Source organism: Paenibacillus sp. YSY-4.3, from assembly GCF_054767475.1.
Genome location: NZ_BAABMC010000003.1, coordinates 595,573 through 612,313, shown reverse-complemented (window position 1 = coordinate 612,313; position 16,741 = coordinate 595,573). Strand labels below are relative to the sequence as shown.

General features: G+C 51.8%; 12 protein-coding genes. All 12 read left to right on the top strand.

From position 1 onward, the window contains the following. Positions 1-15 precede the first annotated feature (15 nt). Positions 16-2,262 (top strand): penicillin-binding transpeptidase domain-containing protein, encoded by a 2,247-nt coding sequence (locus ACYUJT_RS13635; RefSeq protein ID WP_460322917.1) that lies wholly within the window; start codon positions 16-18, stop codon positions 2,260-2,262. 81 nt (positions 2,263-2,343) lie between these two features. Then, positions 2,344-4,293, top strand: coding sequence for a stage V sporulation protein D (locus tag ACYUJT_RS13630; RefSeq protein WP_460322915.1), 1,950 nt, complete (start codon positions 2,344-2,346; stop codon positions 4,291-4,293). An 87-nt stretch (positions 4,294-4,380) separates the two neighbouring features. Beyond that, complete coding sequence (locus ACYUJT_RS13625; RefSeq protein ID WP_460323323.1) at positions 4,381-5,871, top strand: UDP-N-acetylmuramoyl-L-alanyl-D-glutamate--2,6-diaminopimelate ligase; 1,491 nt, start codon at positions 4,381-4,383, stop codon at positions 5,869-5,871. Continuing rightward, positions 5,871-7,268: a UDP-N-acetylmuramoyl-tripeptide--D-alanyl-D-alanine ligase gene (locus ACYUJT_RS13620; protein ID WP_460323321.1), complete on the top strand. Its 1,398-nt coding sequence runs from the start codon at positions 5,871-5,873 to the stop codon at positions 7,266-7,268. The genes ACYUJT_RS13625 and ACYUJT_RS13620 overlap by 1 nt, the downstream gene beginning before the upstream one ends. A gap of 26 nt (positions 7,269-7,294) precedes the next feature. Further along, the gene (gene mraY / locus ACYUJT_RS13615; protein WP_460322912.1) at positions 7,295-8,260 is read left to right on the top strand and encodes a phospho-N-acetylmuramoyl-pentapeptide-transferase; all 966 of its coding nucleotides are present in this window, start codon (positions 7,295-7,297) and stop codon (positions 8,258-8,260) included. Positions 8,261-8,264: 4 nt separating this feature from the next. Beyond that, positions 8,265-9,689, top strand: coding sequence for a UDP-N-acetylmuramoyl-L-alanine--D-glutamate ligase (murD, locus tag ACYUJT_RS13610; protein ID WP_460322909.1), 1,425 nt, complete (start codon positions 8,265-8,267; stop codon positions 9,687-9,689). Positions 9,690-9,738: 49 nt separating this feature from the next. After that, the gene (spoVE, locus tag ACYUJT_RS13605; RefSeq protein ID WP_460322906.1) at positions 9,739-10,836 is read left to right on the top strand and encodes a stage V sporulation protein E; all 1,098 of its coding nucleotides are present in this window, start codon (positions 9,739-9,741) and stop codon (positions 10,834-10,836) included. A gap of 6 nt (positions 10,837-10,842) precedes the next feature. Next, positions 10,843-11,961 carry an undecaprenyldiphospho-muramoylpentapeptide beta-N-acetylglucosaminyltransferase gene (murG, locus tag ACYUJT_RS13600; RefSeq protein WP_460322904.1) on the top strand — a complete coding sequence of 373 codons (1,119 nt, stop codon included), beginning with the start codon at positions 10,843-10,845 and terminating at the stop codon, positions 11,959-11,961. 217 nt (positions 11,962-12,178) lie between these two features. Further along, positions 12,179-13,084, top strand: a complete 906-nt coding sequence (gene murB, locus ACYUJT_RS13595) for a UDP-N-acetylmuramate dehydrogenase (RefSeq protein ID WP_460322901.1) — start codon at positions 12,179-12,181, stop codon at positions 13,082-13,084. Positions 13,085-13,100: 16 nt separating this feature from the next. Continuing rightward, a complete protein-coding gene (gene murA / locus ACYUJT_RS13590) occupies positions 13,101-14,381 on the top strand; it encodes a UDP-N-acetylglucosamine 1-carboxyvinyltransferase (RefSeq protein ID WP_460322899.1) in 1,281 nt (426 codons plus the stop codon). A 72-nt stretch (positions 14,382-14,453) separates the two neighbouring features. Continuing rightward, the gene (locus tag ACYUJT_RS13585) at positions 14,454-15,209 is read left to right on the top strand and encodes a cell division protein FtsQ/DivIB (RefSeq protein WP_460322897.1); all 756 of its coding nucleotides are present in this window, start codon (positions 14,454-14,456) and stop codon (positions 15,207-15,209) included. 245 nt (positions 15,210-15,454) lie between these two features. Beyond that, positions 15,455-16,708: a cell division protein FtsA gene (gene ftsA, locus ACYUJT_RS13580; RefSeq protein ID WP_460322894.1), complete on the top strand. Its 1,254-nt coding sequence runs from the start codon at positions 15,455-15,457 to the stop codon at positions 16,706-16,708. The last annotated feature ends 33 nt before the right edge of the window (positions 16,709-16,741 follow it).

Here is a 16,741-nt window from a genome sequence, read left to right as displayed (position 1 = left end):
AAAGAGGTTCGAGCCATGATCAAGAGAATCAAACTGCGGACACTGCTTATAGGGGGAGTTATTACCCTCTTTTTTGCTGTATTGATGGGGAAAGTGTTTTGGATTCAGGTCGTAGAGGCGGATTTCTGGCAAGACTATGCGGAACAGGTATGGTCTAAGAAGAAGACGATCCCGGCCAGCCGCGGAAAAATCATCGATCGTAATGGCGACATATTGGCGATGGAAGCTCCCGCCTACACCGTGGCCATCAATCCGAAGCTAATTCATGAGGCAGGAATCCAGGAAGATATCGTGAAGGGACTCCATGACATACTCGGCAAGAAAGAGGATGAGCTGCGCGAACTCGTGAATGCCAAGAATGATAACGGCGAGTACTATAGGCAAAGAGAAGTGCGCAGAGAGGGCTGGAAGGTCGATCAGGAGGTAAAGGAACAGGTTGAGAAGTTAAGAGATGACCTGATGAAAGAGCATGAACTTGAAGATGTTGGCATCATTCTCATCAAGGATAAAAAGCGTTATTATCCGAAGTTCAACCTGGCGGCGCATGTGCTCGGTTATGTCAATCGTGAAGGCGAGGCCGTACAGGGGACGGGCATCGAAGCGTTATACGATGAGGAGCTGAGAGGCCAGGACGGATCGCTTGAATACAAGAGCGACGGCCGCGGAATTGAGATCCCAAAGGCGAGCGAAATTTTTACGCCGGCCAAAAATGGCAAGGATTTACAGCTGACGATCGACTATACAATCCAGTATTATATCGAAGAGGCGATGAAGGAAGCTTATGCCGAACTGAAGCCGATCAGCATGACGGTGATCGCGGCGGATCCGAATACGATGGAGATTCTGGGCATGGCGAATATGCCGACCTACAATCCCAATGAATACTGGAAGAACGTCGACCAGAAGAATTTCTACAACCATGCGATTAAATCAGTCTATGAGCCAGGTTCTACATTTAAGATTGTGACGCTGGCTGGAGCCGTGCAGGAGGGAATGTTCAATCCGAATGAGAGCTTCATGTCCGGAAGCATTCGCGTACCCGGCCAGACGATTCACGACGTGAAACGGTCAGGCTGGGGAGCGATATCGTATTTGGAAGGAGTCAAGCGCTCAAGTAACGTTGCATTTGTTAAGCTTGGTTACGAGAAACTGGGTCCTGATCTGCTGAAGGAATACGTCGACAATTTTGGCTTCGGTCAAAAGACAGGGATCGAGCTTCCCGGAGAAGCGAAGGGGACGGTTAGTCCCGTTTACCAGGCAGACTATGCTGCCATGTCTTACGGGCACGGCAAGCTGCTAGTGACCCCGATCCAGCAGGTAGCCGCGGTAGCCGCGGTGGCCAATGGCGGTAAATTGATGGAGCCGCATATCGTCAAATCCATTACGGATCCTCATACCGGGGAGGTTGTGACTACGCAGCCGAAAGTCATCCGCCAAATCATGTCGCCGGAGAAGGCGAAGGAAGTTAGCGGATATTTGGAGCAGGTCGTCTCTGATCAAAAGATTGGAACCGGCCGTCATGCCTATATTGATGGCTATCGCATTGCCGGCAAGACAGGTACCGCGGTAAAGGCCGTTAAGGGCGGGTACGATTACACAAAGCAGGTTGTTTCCTACGTTGGCTATGCACCTGTCGATAATCCGAAAATCGTTATTCTTGTATTGATTGATGAACCGAGCAATTCCGAGCTTGGCGGCGGTACGGCGGCAGGGCCAATCGTCAAAAAGATTCTGAATCAGGTTCTGCAATATATGGGAGTACCGAAGCAGTTAGAGAAGGTAACAAACTCTTCTTCAACTGCAACCGGCGCGAAGGCGCCTGAGCTTAACGGTTTGGCGGTTCAGGAAGCCAAAGATTTACTTGCAGGCAAGGGGATTTCCTATGCGACGCTGGGAAGTGGCGGCAAGGTCGTCTCCCAATTTCCGAAAGCCGGAACCCATATGAAGCTAGGCCAGCATATGTACATTCTCACGGAAGAAGGCCAGCATCTGAATATCCCTAACGTGAAGGGACAATCTTTGCGTGATGCCATGGAGCTGTTGTCCGTGCTCCAGGTGGCCGTAAGAACCGTAGGCGAAGGCTATGTTGTTGATCAGCAGGTAACGGAGATTCAAGGCCAAAGGCAGGTTACGCTTGTGCTGGAGCCGTTTAGCAAGGATGAGACCGAGGAGGAAGCGGATCAAGACGCTTCAGATCAAGAGCAAGACGGCGACGACGAGAACGCGCCGGACGCTGAGGAATCCGGTGTCTCATCCCCATAGCTTGTTCTAACCCCTGTTTGTCCTGAATAGTCATGATAGCAGTACGATCATGTCTTTGAGGAACGAACAGGGGGGCAAACTATGAAAGTATCCAAGATAACTATCAGGCGAAGACTGCTATTGCTGCTGCTGCTGCTGGTTATGCTTTTTGCGGCCCTGGTTATACGGCTCGCTTACGTTCAGATAGGCCAAGGCGCGGAATTGTCGGCAAAAGCGGAGGAATCCTGGCGGCGCAACATCCCTTTCTCGGCTAAACGGGGGGAAATCAGCGACCGTAACGGTGTTACTCTCGCCTATAATATAACGACGCCAACGGTCATGGCGATACCTGTACAGATCAAGGAACCTGAGGCTACGGCACGAAGCTTGGCGCCTCTGCTCGGCATGAGCGAGGAACAGATTCTCAAGACGATCACGAAGCGACAATCGATAGTCAGGCTGCAGCCCGGCGGACGCAAAATTACGATGGAAAAAGGACAGCAAATTCGTGATTTAGCTCTCCCGGGTATTGTTGTTGCTGAGGACAACAAAAGGTATTATCCTTATGGAGGACTGGCTGCTCATATTCTCGGTTTTACCGGCAGTTACAATCAGGGGCTGACTGGCGTCGAGAAGAAATACGACAGCCAGCTGAACGGAATGAGCGGCAGCATCTCGTATTTGTCCGATGCGGGCGGCAGGCTGATGCCGGGCTCGTCGGAGAAATACGTCGAGCCGAAGGATGGGCTTAATTTGCAGCTTACGATTGACAAGACGATTCAGAGCATCATGGAGCGGGAGCTCGATCAGGCGATGGCCAGATTGCAGGCGAACTCGGCGATTTCCATCGCGATGGATCCCAATAGTGGAGAAATATTGGCGATGGCCGCTCGTCCAGGATATGACCCGGGAAATTATCAGGAATACGCCGCCGAGGTGTACAACCGAAATCTGCCGATCTGGATGACCTATGAGCCGGGGTCAACATTTAAGATCATTACCCTTGCCGCAGCTTTGGAAGAGAAGAAAGTAAATCTTAACGAAGGTTTTTTTGATCCCGGCTTTATTAAAGTAGCAGGGGCTTCGCTTCGTTGCTGGAAGAGAGGCGGCCATGGAAGCCAGACCTTCCTGCAGGTCGTGGAGAATTCCTGCAACCCGGGCTTTGTGACGCTTGGACAACGGCTCGGTAAAGAGACCTTGTTTAAGTACATTAAGGATTTCGGCTTTGGCAGCAAGACAGGGATCGATTTGAGCGGGGAAGAGAACGGTATTTTATTCAAGCTCTCTCAGGTTGGCCCCGTAGAGCTGGCGACAACGTCCTTCGGGCAAGGGGTTTCGGTAACCCCGATCCAGCAGATTACGGCCGTGTCGGCCGCCATTAATGGCGGCAAGCTCTATAAGCCCCATGTGACGAAGTCGTGGACTAATTCCGATACCGGACAGATTGTCGACGAGGTAGAGCCGACTGTTGTCCGGCAGGTCATTTCCGAGGCAACTTCAAAGCAAGTAAGAAGCGCGCTGGAGAGCGTTGTGGCCAACGGAACTGGGGGTAACGCTTTTATCGACGGTTACCGGGTCGGCGGCAAGACGGGAACGGCGCAGAAGGTCGTAAATGGCCGATATTCGACAAGCGAGCATATCGTTTCGTTTATCGGTTTTGCTCCCGCAGACGATCCGAAAATCGTCGTTTACACGGCTGTGGATAATCCTCAGGGCATTCAATTCGGGGGCGTTGTCGCTGCGCCAATCGTCCGCAATATTTTGACCGATGCCTTGGAGTACATGGAAGTCCCTCCCCGCAAGGACCAAATGGGAAAGAAATACAAATACGGGGAAACGAAGATCGTGACCGTCCCCGATTTGATCGGGCATAGCGTGCAGGAAATCTACGAGGATTTGAACATGAACTTCTCCCTGGCTAAATCGGGGGTTGGCAATATCGTGATTAATCAGGCGCCGAAGCCGGGAACGCGGGTGGAGAGCGGTTCGACCATCCGGATTTACATGGGTCAAGAATCCGAAGCTGGGATTGAGCATGATCATAGTGAATAATATTCCTGAAAAACCATACTCTTGGTGATAATATAAGTGAGTGTATTGAAAAGGAAATCGAGCAACAATTTGACGGAGGGGTCTTACATGCTGCTGACAGAGCTGGCTACATATTTAATAGCATCCAGAATACACGGTGACAAAGAGGCGACATGCCGGGGTGTTGCCATCGATTCAAGGCAGGTTAACGCTGGCGATTTGTTCATCTGCCTGCCGGGCCATACGGTAGATGGGCATGATTTCGCCCCGGAGGCCGCTCGGCGTGGAGCTGCTGCGCTGGTTGTGGAGCGGTATTTGGAGCATGTCGATCTGCCGCAGCTTCAGGTGAGGGATAGCAGGCTGGCCATGGCGATATTAGGCAACGTATTTTATCATACGCCGAGCTCGCGCCTGAAAGTTATCGGTGTGACAGGGACGAACGGCAAGACGACAACGACTTATCTTATTGAACGCATCCTTGCGGACCAAGGCAGTAATACAGGGCTGATCGGCACCATTGAACGGAAATATGGGGGGCAGGCCTTCCCGATGCCGAGAACGACGCCAGAATCGCTGGATCTGCAGCATTATTTGGATGAAATGGCACAAAGCAACGTGGATTATTGTGTCATGGAGGTATCCTCGCATGCGCTTGAGCAGGGAAGAGTAAAAGGGACGCGGTTCCGTACCGCTGTATTTACGAATTTGACGCAGGATCATTTGGATTATCATCATACGATGGAAGAGTATCGCGCCGCTAAAGGGCTGTTCTTCTCGCGGCTAGGGAATACATTTGAGGAAGATCCAGGGCTTCGCAGCTATGCCGTGCTGAATGCAGACGATCCGGCTTCCGCTTTTTTCGCGAAGCAAACGGCGGTGGAAGTCATCACCTACGGCGTTGAGCAAGCGGCTGATATCCGGGCATCGGACATCGCCATTACGGCGCGGGGGACTTCTTTTCATGTTGATACGTTTCAGGGCAGTACCGATATTACGCTGCGAATGGTGGGCAAATTTAATGTGTACAACGCGCTTGCGGCGATAGCTGCAGCCCTGTTGGAGGGTGTTTCGCTGAATCGTATCAAAGAAAGCCTGGAAGCTGTAAAAGGCGTTGACGGCCGGGTCGAGGCTGTGGATGAAGGCCAGCCATTCGCCGTCATTGTTGATTATGCCCATACGCCGGACGGGCTTGAGAACGTGCTGCGCACAGTTGAGGAATTCGCCGAAGGGCGAGTAATTTGTGTATTCGGCTGCGGAGGGGACCGCGACCGGACGAAGCGGCCTGTCATGGGGAAAATAGCCGCCAAATATGCGCAGCATGTCATCGTCACGTCCGATAATCCGCGCACGGAGGATCCTGCGGCGATTCTGAACGATATTGCAGCCGGGCTTGCAGAGGACAACGTCGACGAGGAGCGCTACGAGCTGATTATAGACAGGCGGGAAGCGATCCGGAAGGCTATTGAAATGGCAAGCAGTGAAGATGTAGTATTGATTGCGGGGAAAGGTCATGAGACCTATCAATTGATCGGTACGGCGGTGCATGACTTCGACGATCGGATCGTTGCCAAAGAAGCGATAAGGGGCTTGAACAAGTGATAAAGAGAAAATTGAGAGAAATAGCGGCGATGTGCGGCGGCGAGCTCCGCAGCCCGGAGGACGCCGAATTGATGATACAAGGCGTAACGACGGATTCCCGCAGCATATTAGCGGGCTGCCTGTTCATTCCGCTAGTGGGCGAGAAATTTGACGGTCATGATTTTGCCGGGGACTGCCTCGCAGCGGGTGCGGACGCCGTATTGTGGGAGAAAGCCAAAGGCGAGCCCCCAGGATCGGCTGTTATCGTGGATGACACATTAGCGGCTCTTCAGCAGCTGGCGCAAAACTACCTCAAGGAGAGCGAAGTAAGGGTAGTTGGAATTACGGGAAGCAACGGCAAGACGACGACCAAGGATATTGTATTCTCTTTGCTGTCGACCACATACAACGTGCATAAGACGCAAGGGAACTTCAACAATCATATCGGGCTGCCGTTAACGATCCTTGCTATGCCGGAGGATACGGAAATTGCCGTTTTGGAGATGGGCATGAGCGGGCGGCATGAAATCGAGCTGCTCTCGAAGCTGGCTGAGCCGGAAGTGGCGATCATCACCAACATCGGTGAAGCACATTTGCTGCAGTTGGGGTCCAGGTTGGAAATTGCCCGGGCTAAGCTGGAAATATTGGCAGGGTTGAAATCCGGAGGAACGCTCGTCTATGATGGTGACGAGCCGCTCATCCAAGAGGTTCTCTCGGAATCGGCGACGCTCAAACCGGGTCATTTCGATACGGTAACCTTCGGTTTGCAGCCGTATAACGACGATTACCCCATCGATTTGACGTTCATGGATGACGGGACGGAGTTTACATCCAGCGCTGGAGGCGGCGAACCGCTTCATTTACCGCTGCTTGGCCGGCATAACGTCATCAACTGCCTGGCAGCCATCGCCGTCGCACGCTATTTTGGGGTAACGGAGGCCGCGATCAAGGAAGGACTGACCCAGGTCAAACTAACGGGCATGCGGATCGAGATCGTGAAGGGCCGCAGCGGTATCACGATATTGAATGACGCATATAACGCAAGTCCCACGGCCATGAAGGCGGCTATCGGCGTACTTGAAAATATGCAGGGCTATCGCCGCAAAATCGCCGTTTTGGGCGACATGCTGGAGCTTGGGGAGACCGAGGACGCTTTGCACCGGGAGGTCGGTGCCTTTATGGAAGGCGGCAAAGTGGACCAGCTGTTCACCTATGGAACTCTAGGCGCGAAAATCGCGGCAGGGGCCGCAGGGCATTTGGACCAAAGGAGCATCCATGCATATACTGATAAAGCTGAGTTAATAGCGGGACTAGTGACTGTCCTCCATCCCGAGGATATAGTGCTCGTCAAGGCGTCTCGGGGCATGAAGCTTGAGGAAGTTGTGGAGGCAGTAAAGAATAGTGATCTTCATCAATAAATACCGGCTAATAAGGGGGTGATCCCATGGATTTTGGACTTATATTGTTAACGATAGGAGTATCCTTCATACTGGCCGTCATTTCGGCTCCGCTGCTCATTCCGCTTTTGCGGCGGATGAAGTTCGGACAGCAGATTCGCGACGAGGGACCGCAGAGCCACCGGAAGAAGGCGGGAACGCCGACGATGGGCGGTATTGTCATTGTATTGGCTTTCACACTGGCATTCCTGAAATTCTCGGTGATCAATACGGATTTCTATGTACTGCTCGTAGCGACGCTTGGTTTCGGACTGGTCGGCTTTCTGGATGATTATATTAAAATTGTATTTAAACGTTCCTTGGGACTGACGCCCAAACAGAAATTGTTCGGACAGCTGCTGTTCGCCGGCATCGTCTGCGCCCTGCTGATTTCCGAAGGACACAGCACCGCGCTGGGCATTCCGGGGACGTCGATATCCTTTGATTGGGGAGCATGGTTCTACTATCCTTTCATTATCCTCATGATGCTTGCAATTAGTAATGCGGTGAACTTTACCGATGGACTAGATGGATTGCTGTCCGGCGTGAGCGCCATTGCCTTCGGGGCATACGCGGTGATCGCGATGCAGGCGACGTCGATACCGGCAGCGGTATGCGCGGCAGCGATGATCGGTGCGGTGCTGGGTTTTCTTGTGTTCAATGCACACCCGGCGAAAGTGTTCATGGGAGATACCGGTTCGCTTGGCATCGGGGGCGCCATTGCCGCCATTGCGATTATTACCAAGAGCGAACTTTTGTTTCTCGTAATTGGCGGGGTCTTCGTCATCGAGATGCTGTCCGTCGTGCTGCAGGTTATTTCTTTTAAAACTCGCGGCAAACGAATTTTTAAGATGAGTCCGATTCACCATCATTTCGAATTGTCAGGCTGGTCGGAGTGGCGGGTCGTCGTTACTTTTTGGGCCGTTGGCTTGCTGCTGGCTGGGATTGGACTTTATTTAAACAAGGGGTTGTAAAATCATGAAGCATCCAGAACATTACCGGGGACGGCAGGTTGTCGTCCTGGGCCTGGCAAGAAGCGGCGTCCAAGTTGCCAAAACTCTGCATCGCCTAGGAGCGATCGTAACCGTAAACGACAAAAAGGACAGAGAACAATGTCCCGAAGCTTCTGAATTAGAGGCTTTGGGAATTTCTATTCTATGCGGGGGGCATCCGGACGACCTGATTCATCAGGGAATAGAGCTGGTCGTGAAAAACCCAGGCATTCCCTACAGCGCGCCTCCCGTCGTCAAAGCTCTCGAGCTAGGCATTGACGTCGTGACCGAAGTCGAGGTTGCCTATCGCTTATGCGCCGCGCCGATGATCGCTATTACGGGCTCTAACGGCAAGACGACGACCACAACCTGGATCGGGAACATGCTGCAAAGCGCTGGCCTTAATCCGGTCGTCGCTGGCAATATCGGAACGCCTCTTTGCGAGGCAGCCGAAGAAGCCCGCGCGGACAACTGGATGGTTGTCGAGCTGAGCAGCTTCCAGCTGAAAGGGACGCAGCAGTTTCGTCCCGCTGTCGGTGTACTGCTCAATGTCGCCGAGACTCATTTGGATTATCACGCCACGATGGAGGACTACGTTGCCTCGAAAGCGAAGCTCTTCGCCAATCAGACGAAAGCGGACATCGCCGTAATCAATTGGGATGATCCGGTCTGCCGGGACCTTGTCCCGTATATTAAAGCGAAACTTTTCCCGTTCTCTATGACGGAGCGGCTGGAGACGGAAGGAATTTATGTCGATCCTCCGTATTTGCCGCACGGTACGGATCAACAGCCAAGAACGATCGTTTACAGGAATGCTGAGGGAGCTGTCATCGATATTATTCGAGTGGACGAGGTCGGCCTGCCGGGACGCTTCAATACGGAGAACGCTCTGGCGGCAATCGCCGCATGCCTTGTAGCAGGAGCAAACCCCGAACAGCTTGTCGAGCCGCTGCGCACATTCCGCGGCGTAGAGCACCGGCTGGAGTACGTCGCTGTAAAAGAGGGCGTGACTTACTATAACAATTCGAAAGCAACGAATTCCAAGGCGACGACGATGGCGATTGAAGCGCTTGACGCGCCGATTGTGCTCATTGCCGGAGGGCTGGACCGCGGCTCGGATTACATGGAACTGCTTACTGTATTCCGGGACAAGGTGAAAGCCGTTGTGGCGCTAGGGGAGACGAAGGAGAAAATAGCTCATATCGCCGAGCTTGCCGGATTATCGGATGCTTTGGTTGTCGATACTGGAGACAGTGCTGCCGAGACGCTGCGTACCGCAACCCTTAAGGCTGCCGGTCTGGCGGAGCCGGGGGATATCGTCTTACTGTCGCCTGCCTGCGCCAGCTGGGACATGTTTGCTTCTTACGAGGAGCGTGGACGCATTTTTAAAGAGGCGGTGCATACCCTTTAAGTAGGGGGGTGGAAAAGCCCCTACTTTCGGTTAAGAGGTGGCTTCCACGATGGGCAAAAATCGCATGGCGCCGGATTTTTGGCTGCTGTCCAGCATATTGGGACTGTTGGCTATAGGAATTATAATGGTATACAGTGCGGGATCCGTACTCGCTTTTCATGATTACGGCGATTCCTTTTATTTCGTCAAGCGGCAGCTGCTGTTCGCTGTGCTTGGCCTTGTGGCGATGTTCTTCATGATGAATTTTGATTTTCGCCATTTGCGGAAATATGCGAAGCTCGGTTTGCTGGTCTGCTTTGCTCTGCTCGTCATCGTGCTTATTCCGGGCATAGGTGTCGTACGGGGCGGTGCCCGAAGCTGGCTTGGTATCAGTTCCTTCGGCATTCAGCCATCCGAGTTCATGAAGCTTGGAATGATTCTGTTCCTTTCCTATTGGCTCAGTAAGGAAGATTACAAGATTACGATATTTACGAAGGGGCTGCTGCCGCCGCTTGGCATTATGGGACTAGCGTTTGGCCTCATCATGCTGCAGCCGGATTTAGGAACTGGTACGGTCATGATGGGTGCATCCCTGCTGATTGTATTTACTGCTGGAGCAAGAATCAAGCACTTGGCTGGACTGGCTACGATCGGCGCAATCGGATTCGTCGGGCTCGTGTTGGCTGCGCCGTACCGTTTGCAGCGGATTACCGCCTTTCTCGATCCATGGTCTGACCCGCTTGGCGCCGGATATCAAATCATTCAATCGCTGTATGCGATCGGTCCTGGCGGATTAGCAGGTCTCGGGCTGGGGATGAGCCGCCAGAAATACAGCTATGTTCCCGAGCCGCAGACGGATTTCATCTTTTCTATTTTGGCGGAGGAACTTGGTTTTATCGGCGGATTACTAGTGCTGCTATTGTTTCTCATATTAGTGTGGAGGGGCATGAGAGTGGCGATGACAGTGGAAGACAGCTTCGGAAGCTTGCTTGCCGTCGGAATTGTCGGTATGGTAGCTGTACAGGTTGTCATCAATATCGGCGTCGTCATCGGTCTCATGCCTGTCACTGGCATCACCCTGCCGCTGATCAGCTACGGAGGCTCATCGCTTACGCTGATGCTGACGGCGCTTGGTATTCTATTGAATTTATCCCGTTATGCGAGGTGAACAAGTATGCGCGTCGTGCTAAGCGGCGGCGGAACGGGGGGACATATTTATCCCGCTCTGGCCATTGCGAATCAATGCGGTGCGGAATACCCTGATTCCGAGTTTTTATATATTGGCGGCGAACGGGGGCTTGAGAGCTCCCTGGTGCCCAAAGAGAATATACCTTTTAAAGCTATTAATATTACCGGCTTCCGCCGGAAGCTGTCGTTTGATAACGTCAAAACGATTGTGCGTTTCATGAGAGGCGTGCGTACTTCCAAACGGCTTCTGCGCGAATTCAAACCGGATGTGGTGATCGGAACTGGAGGGTACGTCTGCGGCCCAGTCGTGTATGCGGCGGCCAAGCTAGGTATTCCGAGCATCATCCATGAACAGAACGCGGTACCCGGACTGACAAATCGTTTTCTGAGCAAATATGTATCCACCGTAGCGGTCAGCTTCGAAGGCTCTGGGGAGGCTTTCCCGGCAGCTCAGAAAATCCTCTATACCGGGAACCCGCGGGCTACGACGGTATTTGAAGCGGATAAAAGCAAGGGTTATGCTTCACTCGGGCTTCCGCCGAACAGCCAGATCGTTCTCGTTGTCGGGGGAAGCCGCGGGGCGAAGGCGATTAATGAAGCGATGGTTGAAATGGCATCTTCCGTCTCTAAGTTGGGGCATATTTATTTTGTTTACGTTACAGGTGAAAGCTACTATGAAACTACGAAGTCGGCAATCGCAGCAAAAGTAGGCGAGATTCCGGATAATATGCGGGTGCTGCCTTACGTGCATAATATGCCGGAGGTGCTGGCCTGCACCTCGTTGATCGTGAACCGGGCTGGGGCTTCGTTTCTGGCCGAGATTACGGCTCTAGGCATTCCATCGATCCTAATTCCGTCGCCGAACGTCACGAACAATCATCAGGAGAAAAATGCAAGATCGCTTGAAAAATCCGGAGCAGCCGAGGTGATTCTCGAGCCACGATTAAGCGGCAGCGAATTGTTTGCGGCGATTGAACGAATTATGACGGAGGCCTCTCTTCACCGGACGATGTCGGCAGAAGCGAAGAAGCTTGGCAAGCCGGAATCGGCTCATTTGATCGTGGAGGAAATGCGGCGGCTGGCCCGAAATCAAGGAAAACGATAGAAGTTTCATCGTTGCTGGGCCTTTGTCACACTCTTAGTTCAGAGGGCATAATATACCATATAAATCGTGACAATCGATGCGGGACAGAAGGAAAGTCGTCATCCTGCGTCGTCTCTGCGAACCCATGCAGCCGGTGGAAGTATACGGATAGAACCGATCATCGTACGGCCTGACTACCGGACGGGAATCGGCATGTTAGTCAAGGAGGGATTTTCAGATGCAGCAGTGGATATCGAAATTGTCAGAACAGGAAGTAGGCATGGTCTTGCCAAACGAGCCAATGTCGAAATATACGACATGGAAAATTGGAGGGCCGGCCGACGCTCTGATCGTCCCAGAGAACAAGCGGCAGCTGGCAAATTTGATTCGCCAGCTACATGAAGAGCAAATTCCTTGGTTAATGGTAGGTAAGGGCTCCAACATGCTCGTATCCGATAAGGGCATTCGCGGTGCGGTAATTAAGCTGGGCAGAGAAATGGAGCAGATCCAATTTCGGGGAACCGAGGTCGAAGCGGGGGGAGGTGCCTCGTTCGTAAGACTGAGCATTATGGCGGGTAAAGAAGGCATGACCGGTCTGGAATTTGCTGGGGGTATTCCGGGAACCGTCGGTGGAGCCGTATATATGAACGCCGGCGCTCACGGGTCTGATGTGTCACGCATATTTAAATCCGCTGAAATTGTTCTGGAGACGGGTGAGTTGGTAACTTACAATGCACAGGATATGGACTTCTCATACCGCCATTCCATCTTGCATGGGAGCCGAGGTGTAGTGGCAAATGCCATCTTCACCCTGGAGGAGGGGGACCGTTTGGAGATTGCGGCTGCCATGGCTACTTACAAGGATCGCCGCCGTAAAACTCAGCCGCTGCAGCAGCCTTGCGCGGGAAGCGTATTCCGCAATCCGCCAAAGGATCATGCGGCCAGGCTGATCGAAGCGGCAGGACTTAAGGGGAGAAGTATAGGCGGAGCGCAAATATCCGAGCTGCATGCCAATTTCATTGTCAATACGGGGCAAGCGACAGCAGAGGACGTTCTCGCGCTCATGGAGCTAATCAAGGATACCATAGCTTCAAAATATGATATCGCTTTGGTGCCGGAGGTTTACTTCGTGGGTGAACGGTAAACTCGGAGGTGATACATTGGACAAATTGGTGATTGAAGGCGGGAGACCCCTATCAGGAACCATTCAAATCCATGGAGCGAAAAATGCCGCGCTGCCTATCTTGGCTGCCAGCTTGTTGTCTGAGGGGGCGGTGCAACTTCGAAATGTTCCTCGTTTGCTCGATATTGATGTTATGCTTGGCATTTTGAGCCGATTAGGCTGTAAAACGGTGCATAAGGGCGACACGGTCATGGTCGATGCCAGCGGGGCCGATTCCAGTCATGTGCCGGAGGATTTGATGAAGCAAATGCGCTCCTCTATATTTTTGATGGGGCCGCTGCTGGCGAGGTTTAAGGAAGTATGCATATATCAGCCCGGCGGCTGCGCGATAGGCGAACGGAAAATCGATTTGCATTTACGGGGATTACAGGCTCTTGGAGCCGTGATCGAGGAGAATGATCATCAGATTTGGTGCAGGGCGAACAAACTTGTAGGCAGTGACGTTCATCTTGATTACCCGAGCGTCGGCGCTACGGAGAACATTATGATGGCTGCGGCGCTGGCTGAAGGAACAACCGTAATTACGAATGCGGCACGGGAGCCCGAAATTCAGGATCTGCAAAACTTCCTTAATTGCATGGGCGCGAGCATTATGGGCGCCGGTACCGACACGATCACGATCCAGGGCGTAGCAAGGCTCCATCCTTGCGATTACGAGATCATTCCTGATCGGATTGTGGCGGGCACAGCACTCATTGCTGCAGCGGCCACAAGAGGAACGGTAACCCTGACGCACTGTAATCCTTCCCATTTGGTCTCACTGCTTCATGTACTGCGCCGGGCTGGTGTTCAAATCAGTACCTGCAATGATATAATAACTGTAAGCAGCGTAGGCCGCCTAAAAGCGGTAGAACGTATCATAACTTCGCCTTATCCTTCCTTTCCTACGGATTTGCAGTCCCAGGTTATGGTTCTGTTATCTTTGGCTGACGGTGTTAGTTTAATGAAGGAAACGGTGTTTGAAGGTCGTTTCAAGCATGTGGATGAATTGGTGCGAATGGGTGCAGATATTTCCGTTGACATGAATGCAGCGATTATTCGCGGGGTGCCTAGACTGTACGGCGCTACCGTGGAGGCGACGGATTTGAGAGCCGGTGCCGCACTCGTGATTGCCGGATTAGCCGCGCAAGGCAAGACGATCGTGGAACGAGTATACCACATTGACCGTGGTTATGATCGAATAGAAGTGATGTTTCAGCGGCTGGGCGGCGCCGTGAGCCGTGATACTCCTGTACTCAAGCAGTTGGACTTGGCCTGATGATGCCTTGAATTATCCCCTCCGCCGGAGGGGATAAAGGCTTTGCACATTACAATAAATCGGAGAAAAGTTATGTCTAAAGCCAATATGCCGGTGTTGAAGCAACCAAAACCGAAAAGAAAAAGCAGCAAAAAAATAGCCGGGATCCTAATCCTTCTGTTTTTGTCTTTGCTCGCGGTGCTTTTTTTTCGTTCGTCTTTAAGTAAAATTTCCAGCATTTCGTTTGAAGGAAGCTCATATACGTCAAATGAGGATTTACTGGAAATCAGCGGACTGAAGATCGGTGCCCCATTCTTTGGGACGAGCTCGGATACGATAGCGAGGCGAATGACGAAGATTCCGTCCATTGAGGATGCTGAGGTGGACAAGTCTTTTCCGGGAGGGATTACGATCCGGATTAAGGAATATCCGCTGGCAGCGTATGAACTGACTGTGGATGAAGGTTTGAAAGGTTTTCTAGCCAACGGGACTAAGATCAGCCTGGGTATCGGATCAATGCCGATGGAGAAGCCGATTTTGACGGGATGGATGGCGGATGATCCGAATTTGTCCAAGCTCTGCCAAGTTCTGGCGCAAGTCCCCGATGACCAGGTATCTGACATTTCGGAAATCGTGCCATCGCCTACCTTGTCATATCCGGATCGGATCAAGCTGTACACCGGCTCCAAATTCGAGGTGGTGACGGCGATTTCGCTCCTTCCGAAGAAGCTGGAGTACATGAACTCTATTCTGGAGTCCCAGGATCCCGGAATACTTACCATGCTGGAGGCGGACTCTTATGTCCCTTACGAACCACCTGACGAACAAAATGATACTACTCATGAATAAGAAACAATGGTAAAATACATTTTATGGGCTAGTTTTTGTAGAGATCCTTTTTGTCTAAGTTCATAACATTGGACATAGAGGTCTGCGAACCTATTCTATCGTTACCTTTATCCTACTTTATGCAAAAGATGGAATTCAAAAAAATTGTAGAAAAAAGAGGGAAAGGTCAAACGATGTTGAATATGTAGAGTGTGTGTTTTATAAGGCTAAAATAATTTTGAATTGGAAATAGGAGGTGCCAGAGCTTGAGCAACAATGACATCATTGTTAGTTTGGACATCGGTACATCCAAAGTTCGTGCTATTATTGGGGAAATTAGTAATGGAACCTTTAATATTATTGGAGTTGGATCGGCCGACTCGGAAGGAATTCGCAAAGGCGCGATTGTAGATATTGACCAAACCGTACAATCGATCCGCAGCGCTGTTGATCATGCGGAACGGATGGTAGGTATTCAAATATCGGAAGTATACGTCGGCATTTCGGGAAATCATATCGGACTCCAGACGAGCCACGGGGTAGTAGCCGTACAGAATGAAGACCGTGAAATCGGTGAAGACGACATCGACCGCGTGCTGAAAGCGGCGGAAGTGATTGCGCTTCCTCCGGAGCGGGAAATTATCGATGTGGTCGCCAAGCAATACGTTGTGGACGGCTTAGAAGGGATTCAAGACCCTCGGGGTATGATCGGGGTTCGTCTGGAAGTCGAAGCAACGATTATTACGGGCGCAAAGACAGCAATACATAATTTGCTTCGTTGCGTGGAGAAATCTGGGCTGAAGGTAACTGATCTGGTATTGCTATCTCTTGGGGCAGGCCAACTTGCATTGTCCAAGGACGAGAAGACGATGGGCTCCGTGCTGGTAGATATTGGTGCGGGATCCACGACGATTGCAGTATTCGAAAATGGTACAATTACAGCGACATCTACGCTTCCGATAGGGGGAGAATTTATAACGAATGACATTGCGTACGGTCTTCGCACGTTAACGGATCAAGCGGAGAAGGTGAAGCTGAAGTATGGCTGCGCCTCCATCGAGGATTCGGCGGCAGACGTAACTTTCAAAGTTACGAGAATCGGGAGCAATGTAGACAAGGAATTTACCCAGGAGGATTTGGCTGCGATTGCTGAGCCTCGCGTTCAGGAAATATTTCAAATGATCCGGCAGGAAGTCAGACGACTCGGTTACAACGAGTTGCCCGGAGGTTATATACTTACGGGAGGAACCGTGTCGATGCCTGGACTTCTAAAGGTTGCTCAGGAGGAACTGGCCGCTTCCGTACGGGTCGCTGTACCGGACTATATTGGTGTCCGTGATCCCGGATACACGGGAGGCGTTGGCATATTATACAAGGTCATCAAAAATATCCGCGTCCGGAATACCGGGAACGGTGCAAAGAAGACAACCAACCGGAATAAACCGGTAACTACCCAGGAGAGCGTAAGCAAACCAGGGATTATGGAACGTCTAAAGAGTCTATTCAGTGAATTCATTTAACTTCAAGATGGACGGGCCATCCATGCACAATGA

Coding starts and splice junctions, on each gene's coding strand:
- ACYUJT_RS13635 (WP_460322917.1), top strand. CDS start 16: ATGATCAAGAGAATCAAACTGCGGACACTGCTTATAGGGGGAGTTATT.
- ACYUJT_RS13630 (WP_460322915.1), top strand. CDS start 2,344: ATGAAAGTATCCAAGATAACTATCAGGCGAAGACTGCTATTGCTGCTG.
- ACYUJT_RS13625 (WP_460323323.1), top strand. CDS start 4,381: ATGCTGCTGACAGAGCTGGCTACATATTTAATAGCATCCAGAATACAC.
- mraY (WP_460322912.1), top strand. CDS start 7,295: ATGGATTTTGGACTTATATTGTTAACGATAGGAGTATCCTTCATACTG.
- murD (WP_460322909.1), top strand. CDS start 8,265: ATGAAGCATCCAGAACATTACCGGGGACGGCAGGTTGTCGTCCTGGGC.
- spoVE (WP_460322906.1), top strand. CDS start 9,739: ATGGGCAAAAATCGCATGGCGCCGGATTTTTGGCTGCTGTCCAGCATA.
- murG (WP_460322904.1), top strand. CDS start 10,843: ATGCGCGTCGTGCTAAGCGGCGGCGGAACGGGGGGACATATTTATCCC.
- murB (WP_460322901.1), top strand. CDS start 12,179: ATGCAGCAGTGGATATCGAAATTGTCAGAACAGGAAGTAGGCATGGTC.
- ACYUJT_RS13585 (WP_460322897.1), top strand. CDS start 14,454: ATGTCTAAAGCCAATATGCCGGTGTTGAAGCAACCAAAACCGAAAAGA.